The 7,941-nt window shown below is 69.0% G+C and carries 5 protein-coding genes and 1 pseudogene; all 6 read right to left on the minus strand.

The annotated features are described in order from the left end of the window. Positions 1-223: 223 nt before the first annotated feature. Positions 224-1,927: an ABC transporter family substrate-binding protein gene (locus G3I42_RS23225; RefSeq protein WP_203607206.1), complete on the minus strand. Its 1,704-nt coding sequence runs from the start codon at positions 1,925-1,927 to the stop codon at positions 224-226. Next, on the minus strand, positions 1,924-4,113 hold the full coding sequence (locus G3I42_RS23230; protein WP_164288935.1) for an ABC transporter ATP-binding protein: 2,190 nt from the start codon (positions 4,111-4,113) through the stop codon (positions 1,924-1,926). The genes G3I42_RS23225 and G3I42_RS23230 overlap by 4 nt, the downstream gene beginning before the upstream one ends. Then, positions 4,110-5,066 carry an ABC transporter permease gene (locus G3I42_RS23235; RefSeq protein ID WP_164288937.1) on the minus strand — a complete coding sequence of 319 codons (957 nt, stop codon included), beginning with the start codon at positions 5,064-5,066 and terminating at the stop codon, positions 4,110-4,112. The genes G3I42_RS23230 and G3I42_RS23235 overlap by 4 nt, the downstream gene beginning before the upstream one ends. A 1-nt stretch (position 5,067) precedes the next feature. Next, on the minus strand, positions 5,068-6,051 hold the full coding sequence (locus tag G3I42_RS23240; RefSeq protein WP_164288939.1) for an ABC transporter permease: 984 nt from the start codon (positions 6,049-6,051) through the stop codon (positions 5,068-5,070). A 469-nt stretch (positions 6,052-6,520) separates the two neighbouring features. Further along, on the minus strand, positions 6,521-7,735 hold the full coding sequence (fahA, locus tag G3I42_RS23245; protein WP_164288940.1) for a fumarylacetoacetase: 1,215 nt from the start codon (positions 7,733-7,735) through the stop codon (positions 6,521-6,523). Continuing rightward, a pseudogene (locus G3I42_RS23250) lies at positions 7,732-7,941 on the minus strand (hypothetical protein); the annotation flags it as partial. The pseudogene G3I42_RS23250 and the gene fahA, both read right to left, overlap by 4 nt.

Raw genomic sequence — 7,941 nt, forward strand, 5'->3', positions numbered from 1 at the left:
TGCGGTACGGGCTGCCGCCGCTGCTCGGCGTGCGGGGGCTCGCGCTCGCGCCGGGGTTCGCGCCGAGGGCGGTGGGGGTGCGGGTGCGGGGGCCGAGGCGGTTGCTGGTGCGGCTCGGGGGGTGAGGGGGCGGCCTCGTAGGCGGTGGACGGTGTGGCGCGGCCCCGCCGCACGGGAGGGTGCGGCGGGGCCGGGGATCGCGGGATGAGCGCTTCTGCCGCTCCTACTTCTCCCAGCCGAGCAGGGTGGGCGGGCCGATCACGCCGTAGTCACCGTAGAACTGGGCCGAGCCGTAGTTGGCGAGCTTCTTCTTGGTGGCGTAGATGGCGGAACCGTTGTTGGTCGGCATGACGCCGTAGGTCGCCATGGCCTTCTGCTCGACCTCGTTGCCGGCCTTCAGCTGCTCGTCCAGGGTCGGCAGCTCGGTGACCGCCTTGATCTCCTTGTCCATGCTCTTCGGCACCGAACGGGAGACGTTGAGCTGCGAGTCGGAGCAGTAGATCTGGCAGATGTACAGCATCCCGTTCGGGTCGCTGGACACGAAGCTCATGCCGAAGATGTCGAAGGCGCGCTGCGTGAAGACCTTGTTGAAGTCGGCGGAGGGACGCGCGTCGATGTTCAGCTTGACGCCGATGTTCTTCATCATCTGCGCAAGGGCGGTGGCCCCGGCCTTGATCGTGGCCCGGTCACCGATGGTGGGGTACGTCAGCTCCAGCTTCTTGCCGCCCTTGGCGCGCACCCCGTCGGAGCCGACCTTCCAGCCGGCCGCGTCGAGCCCCTTCTTCGCCTTCTCGGCGTCGAACTTCACGAGCTTGCCGAAGTTGTCCTGGTACCCCTTCTGGAAGGTGAAGAGGTTGAGCGAGCCGGGCAGCGCCTCGGTGTAGCCCATACCCTGGAACGTGATCTTCGCGAGCTGGGACCGGTCGATCCCCTCCATGACGGCCTTGCGGACCGCGATGTCCTTCAGCTGGGGCGAGGTGCTGTTGAAGATCATGAGGCTGCTGGCGGTCCGGGTGCCCTTGCGAAGCTCGGTGCCAGGGACCCCCTTCACCTGGTTGACCTGCTCGGCCGCCTGGAGGTGGACCGCGTCGATCTCGCCGTTCTTGAAGGCGTTGACGGCGGCGCTCTCCTCCCGCTGGACGAGGGTCACCTGGTCCAGGTGCGGCTTGTCACCCCACCACTTCGGGTTGGGCTTGTAGGTGATCGTGCCGCCCTTGGCGTCGAACTTGGTGATCGTGAACGGGCCCGAGCCCCACTCAGGGTGCGGCTTGCCCACGTACGCCTTGTTGAAGTCGTTCGCCTTGGCGATGTGCGGGTTGATGACGTGGGCGAAGAGGGCCTTCCAGTACACGAACGGGCCCGAGAAGGTCACGACCGCCTGCTTGGCGTCCTTGCCCTTCTTGACGGAAGCGATGCTGGAGTAGCCGTCGGTGGAGCTGACGACGTAGTCCTTGTCCTTGCCGTTGTTGGCATTCCACGTGTCCCGGAATATGGTCCAGTCCATATCCTGGCCGTCGTTCCACTTGGCCTTCGGGTTGATCGTGTACGTCACCTGGGTCTTGCCGTCGACCGTCGCCTGCTTGACGTCGGTGAGGTAGTCCTTGTTGAAGGTGACGTTGCCCTTCGGGTCGTTGAACGACAACTGCGGCATGTAGAACCACGAGATGTCCGTGGTGTAGCCCGAGGCGTCGCCGTGCATCTGGTTGAGCTGGTCGGGGATCTCGACCGTCGGCAGGGTGACCTTGCCGCCCTGCCGGAGGTTGCTCGCGGGCTGCGGGTTGTACGAGGTCAGGACCTGGGAGGCGGACGTGGCGCCCTTCTCCTGCTTCTTGCCGTCGGAGTCGTTGTCGCTGTCACCCCCGCAACCGGAGAGGACGAGCGACGCGGTGGCGGCGAAGGCCACCGCGCTCAGAAAGAGCTTTCTCATGACTGCCTTTCGGTGGGAACGTCGGCGGACGTGGTCAGGTCCGCCGGTGTCGCATCCGCGAAGTGGCACGCGGAGGAGTGGTCGGGCGTGGCCCGCGCGACCAGCTCCGGGGTGATGTCGAGGCACTGCCGCTTGCGCGACTCCGGCAGCGTCAGGTGCAGCGGGCACCGGCTGACGAAGCGGCAGCCCGGGCTGTCGTCGGTCGGGCTCGGGAGGTCGCCCCGCAGCAGGACCCGCTCCCGGCTTCGCTCGGCGGCCGGGTCGGGCAGCGGGATCGCGGAGATGAGGGCCTTCGTGTACGGGTGACTGGGGTGGTCGAAGACCGCGTCGATGTCGCCGATCTCGACGATCCGCCCCAGGTACATGACCGCGACCCGGTCGGAGATGTGGCGTACCACCGACAGGTCGTGCGCGACGAAGAGGTACGAGAGCCCCAGCTCCGCCTTCAGCTCGTTCAGCAGGTTGATGACGCCCGCCTGCACCGAGACGTCGAGCGCCGAGACCGGCTCGTCGAGCACGAGCAGTTTCGGCTTGGTGGCGAGCGCCCGCGCGATGCCGATGCGCTGACGCTGACCGCCCGAGAAGGCCGCGGGGAAGCGGTCACGGTGCTCGGGGTCGAGACCCACCAGCTCCATGAGTTCCCCGATCTGGCGGGTGAGGTCGTCCTTGGCGTGCCCGCCGGCCGCGCGCAGCGGCTCCGCGAGGATGTCGAAGACCGTCATACGCGGGTCCAGGGCGCCCATGGGGTCCTGGAAGACCATCTGCATCTCGCGGCGGACCGCGGCGATGTCCCGCTTGTGCCGCAAGTCGGCGGCGTTCTTGCCCGCGACGGAGACGCTGCCGCGCTCCGGCGGCTTGAGCCCCATGACCTCCAGGAGCGTCGTCGTCTTGCCGCACCCCGACTCGCCCACGAGGCCGAGGGTTTCGCCCTCGCGGATGTCGAGGTCGATGCCGTTGACGGCGAAGACGGTGCCGACCTTGCGCTTGAGCAGTCCGCCCCTGGTGAGCGGGAAGGTCTTCGTCAGCCCCGAGAGTTCGAGCACCTTCGGGCGCTCCTCGCGGGGCACGGCGGCGGCCTCGGGCTCCCGTGCGGCCGGGACGGGGAAGACCGGCTCGCCGCCGATGGCGCCGTCACTGATCTCGGAGGCACGGCGGCAGGCCACGGAGTGGACGGCGGTCTCGGGAGGCTCCACGGCGGGGGAGCCGCCCGGCTCGGTGCCGCCGATCGCCAGCAGCTCCGGCTCGGCCGCCCGGCACGCGTCCTCCGCGACCGGGCAACGCGCCGCGAAGGGACAGGCGTCGGGCAGGTCCACGAGGAGCGGCGGCGTCCCCGGGACCGGGGTCAGGGCATCCCTGGCGCGGTCGTCCAGGCGGGGTATCGCGCCCATGAGGCCGATGGTGTACGGCATCCGGGGGCGCGCGAACAGCTCGTCCACCCCGGCCCGTTCGACGGGCTTGCCCGCGTACATGACCATCACGTCGTCGGCGGAGCCCGCGACGACACCGAGGTCGTGCGTGATCATGATGACGGCGGCCCCGGTCTCGCGCTGCGCCGTCTTGAGCACGTCGAGGATCTGCGCCTGCACGGTCACGTCGAGCGCCGTCGTGGGCTCGTCGGCGATGATCAGGTCGGGGTCGTTCGCGATGGCCATGGCGATCACGGCCCGCTGCCGCATCCCGCCCGAGAACTCGTGCGGGAAGCCCTTGGCACGCCGCTCCGGGTTGGGGATGCCGACCAGGTCGAGGAGTTCGACGGCCCGCTTCCAGGCGGCGGCCGAGGAGATGTCCTGGTGGATCTGGAGCGCCTCGACGATCTGCGCGCCGATGCTGAAGATCGGCGTGAGCGAGGAGAGCGGGTCCTGGAAGATCATGCCGATGTGCTTGCCGCGCACCTTCGACATGCGCTTGTCGTCGAGCGCCAGGATGTTACGCCCCCCGAGCACGGCTTCGCCCGAGACCGAGGCGTACTCGGGCAGCAGCCCCATGACCGCCATCGACGTGACGGACTTGCCCGAGCCCGACTCGCCGACGATGCCGAGCGTCTTGCCGCGGTGCAGGTCGAAGGAGACGCCCCTGACGGCGTCCACGCGGCCCGCCTCCGAGGGGAAGGAGACGCGCAGGTCCCGTACGGAGAGCAGGGGCTGCCGTGTGTCCTTGAGGGGCGTGAGGGTGGTCTGCTCGGTCATGCGCGGCCTCCGGACTTCGAGGTGGGGTCGAGGGCGTCCCGCAGACCGTCCCCGATGAGCGCCATCGCGACGGTGAGCAGTACGACCAGCACGGCGGGCAGATAGAACAGCCAAGGAGCGGTGGACAGGGTGTTCTGCCCATCGGCGAGCATCGAGCCCAGCGAGACATCGGGCTGCTTGACCCCGAAGCCGATGAAGGACAGGGCGGTCTCGGACTGCACGGTCGAGGCGACCCCGAGCGTGAACGTCACGATGAGCAGCGAGCCGATGTTCGGGACGAGGTGGCGCACGATCGTACGCGCGGGGCTGACGCCCATGAAGCGCGCCGCCATCACGTACTCGCGCTCGCGCAGCGAGGTCGCGAGCGACCAGATCACGCGCGCGGTGAGCATCCAGCCGAAGATCGTGAGGACGATCACGAGGATCTTCCAGTCGCCGCGGTAGTGCGTGCCGACCAGCGCGATGATCAGGAAGGACGGCAGGACGAGCAGAAAGTGGACCACTGCCAGCATGACTCGCTCGACCTTGCCGCCGAAGTAGGCGGCTGTGGTGCCGAAGAGCCCGGCGATGACGGTCGTCAAGAGCGAGACCGAGACCGCGATGATCATCGAGCGGCCGAGGCCGTGCACGGCTTGGGAGTACGTGTCGTTGCCCGCCGGGTTGGTTCCGAACAGGTGCCCCTGGGTGCCCGGAGAGACGGTGAGTGCCGTGAAGTCCGCCTCGGTGTAGTTCCAGTCCGACAGGAACCTGCCGAAGACCGCGAGGAGAGCGAGCAGCACGAAGATGACGAGCCCGAGGAGCGCGCCCTTGTTCCTGAGGAATCGCCGCGCGTAGAGCCTGAAGGGTGAGATGCGCTTGCCGGTGGCTCCCGCCTTGCCCGGTACGGGCGTCCTGGCCTCTCCGGGGTCGGCCGCCTCCGCGTCGGGTCCGACGCCTGGCATGTTGATGGCCATGTCAGCTCACCCTGATCCTTGGGTCGAGAGCCACGATGACGAGGTCGGAGAGAATCGCCCCGACCGCCGTCATGAGCGCGCCGAACGCGGCGACGGCGACGACACCGTGGACATCGTTCTTGCCGATCGTCGTGCTGAAGTACGCGCCCATCCCGTTCCAGGCGAAGACGGTCTCGGTGATCACCGCGCCCGTGAAGAGGGCCGGCATCGCGAAGGCGACCTGTGTCGCGACCGGGATGACCGAAGTCCGCAGCCCGTGCCGGTAGATGGCCTGTTGCCGCGTGAGCCCCTTGGACCGCGCGGTGCGGACGTAGTCGGCGTTGATGTTGTCGAGGAGCAGGGACCGCTGCAACAGGTGGTAGCCCGCGTACGAGATGAACGTCAGGGAGATCGTCGGCAGGATCGCGTGCGTCGCACGAGAACCAAGGGTCTCCCAGAATCCCGAGACGTTCGGGTCCTGGGCGCCCGCGACGGCCAACAGCGTGTGTCCGAGTTTCTGGTTGAGCGCGGTCATGAGGGCCACGACAGCGAGCGACGCGACGGCCGGCGGGGTGTTGAAGGAGAGCAGGGAGACGCCCTGCCAGACCCGGTCACCTGCCTTGTACTGGCGCGAGGCGGTGTAGACGCCGAGGCCGATGCCGATGACGACGGCCAGAACCGTCGAGGCGATGACCAGTTCACCGCTCACGATGATCCGGTAGGACACCTCGCCGTTGACGCTGCCGCCGGTCGGAGACCGCCCCCAGTCCCAGTGGGCCACGATCCCGGTGATCCAGTCCCACCACCGATCCATCAGCGGCTTGTCCGGGTTCAGGTTGTACAGCGACAGGGCGTGGTTGATCTCGGCTGGAGTTCGAGGCGGTCGCAGAGCGGTGTAGTTCGACGCGGGCTTGAGGAAGGCGTTGGCGAGGAAGTACGTGAGGTTGGTCGCGACGACGATCATCAAAAACCAGCCGACTGCTTTGCGGGCGATGTAACGCAGCACTGCTAGCCGGCCTTTCGTTGAGCGTTTCGGCGCACTCCCGCGGTGGATGTGCCGTGGGAGTGGACGTGTTGGGGGACCGGGCAACGGGTTCGCGCGTGCTCGGACGGGACGTGCGAGAGGCCCAGGTCAGAAAATGAGTGGTGCGCGACAGCCCCGGCGTACGACACTGAGGTCAGCCGGCGGGATGGCACCAGTGGTCGATGCTGGGATGAGCGGTGCGCCGGGCATGGAGCGACAACCTCGCGTGTGAGTGGGACGGTTCAGGGCAGCCGTGCGATGCGGGCGGCACTGCCGTTGACCATTCCAAGTGGCGAGATATCGCGTCAAGATTCCGCAGGTCGCGATCAGGTTAAATTGCAGGGGCGCACCACTCAATCCACGCAAAATCTTCGCTTCCGGTCCGGAAACGCGAGGAAAACGCCGGTAGCGATCACCGCCACCCGAGCCCGACTGTCCGCAATGCGGACACTCATGACCGGCCCTCAGCCGCTGCCGGCAGGACCTTCCCCGTCACCTCGCCGAAGCCGATCACCGTCCCGTCCGCCCCCGGGGCCGTCGCCGTGATCGTCACCTCGTCGCCGTCCTCCAGGAACGCGCGGCTCGTGCCGTCGGCCAGCTTCAGCGGCTCCTCACCGCCCCAGGTCAGCTCCATCAGGCAGCCGCGCTCCCCGGCCTCCGGTCCGCTCACCGTGCCCGAGGCGTACAGGTCCCCGGTACGCAACGAGGCGCCGTTGACCGTCATATGGGCGAGCATCTGCGCGCCCGTCCAGTACATCGCCGAGAACGGGGGCCGCGAGACCGGCTGCCCGTTCAGTCGGACCTCCAGGCGCAGGTCGAGGCCCCAGTCCTCCGACTCACGCAGGTACGGGCGCAGTTCGTGGGCGCGCGCCGGAGGCGCCACGCGGGCCGCCTCCAGGGCCTCCAGGGGGACGACCCACGGGGACACGGACGTCGCGAACGACTTCGCGAGGAAGGGCCCGAGCGGCACGTACTCCCACGCTTGGATGTCGCGCGCCGACCAGTCGTTGACGAGACACACGCCGAAGACGTGCTCCGCGAAGGCGTCGGTGCCGACCGGCGTGCCGAGCGCCGAGCCCGTACCGACGACGAAACCGACCTCCGCCTCGATGTCGAGCCGCGCGGAGGGCCCGAAAGCGGGCAACTCGCCCTCGGCGGGCTTCTTCTGGCCGCAGGGGCGGACCACCGGGGTACCGGAGGCGACGACCGTGCCCGCCCGGCCGTGGTAGCCGATCGGGAGGTGCTTCCACTGCGGCGTGAGCGGATCTGCACCCGGACGGAACATGCGGCCCACGTTCGCCGCGTGGTGCTCGGACGCGTAGAAGTCGACGTAGTCGGCGACCTCGAAGGGGAGGTGGAGTGCCACCGCGTCGAGCGGGTGCAGGTGCGGCGTGACGGCGGCGCGGTGGCGGGCGTCGGTGAGGAGCGCGGTCAGCTCGGCCCGTACCGCCGACCAGCGGGCGCGGCCCTGGGCGAGGAAGGGGTTGAGCGCGCCGTGCGCGAAGGTGTCGTCCCCGAGCACGGCGGCGACGTCGAGGACGTGCGCGCCGATCGCGACACCGACGCGCGCCCGCGCGTCCCCGGCGGGCGTGAACACCCCGTAGGGGAGGTTCTGGAGCGGAAAGGGGGAGCCGGCGGGCACGTCGGCCCAGGTGGCGGCGGTCATACGGGGATCTCCTGGTGCGTGTCGGGGATGCCCAGCAGGTCGGCTGCCTGCCGGAGCGGGGTCGAGGTGCTGCACGAGCCGTACGAGACGAGCAACCGGCGCGCCGCGCGGGCGCCCGCGTCGCCGAGCGCGTGCGCGCGCCGGGCGAGCCGCGCCGCGTCCTCGGTCTCCAGTACCGCCGTCACCTCGCCCGTCGTCGCGCCCCC

Source organism: Streptomyces sp. SID11385 (assembly GCF_010548245.1).
Lineage (GTDB): Bacteria > Actinomycetota > Actinomycetes > Streptomycetales > Streptomycetaceae > Streptomyces.

Coding starts and splice junctions, on each gene's coding strand:
- G3I42_RS23225 (WP_203607206.1), bottom strand. CDS start 1,927: ATGAGAAAGCTCTTTCTGAGCGCGGTGGCCTTCGCCGCCACCGCGTCG.
- G3I42_RS23235 (WP_164288937.1), bottom strand. CDS start 5,066: ATGGCCATCAACATGCCAGGCGTCGGACCCGACGCGGAGGCGGCCGAC.
- fahA (WP_164288940.1), bottom strand. CDS start 7,735: ATGACCGCCGCCACCTGGGCCGACGTGCCCGCCGGCTCCCCCTTTCCG.
- G3I42_RS23230 (WP_164288935.1), bottom strand. CDS start 4,113: ATGACCGAGCAGACCACCCTCACGCCCCTCAAGGACACACGGCAGCCC.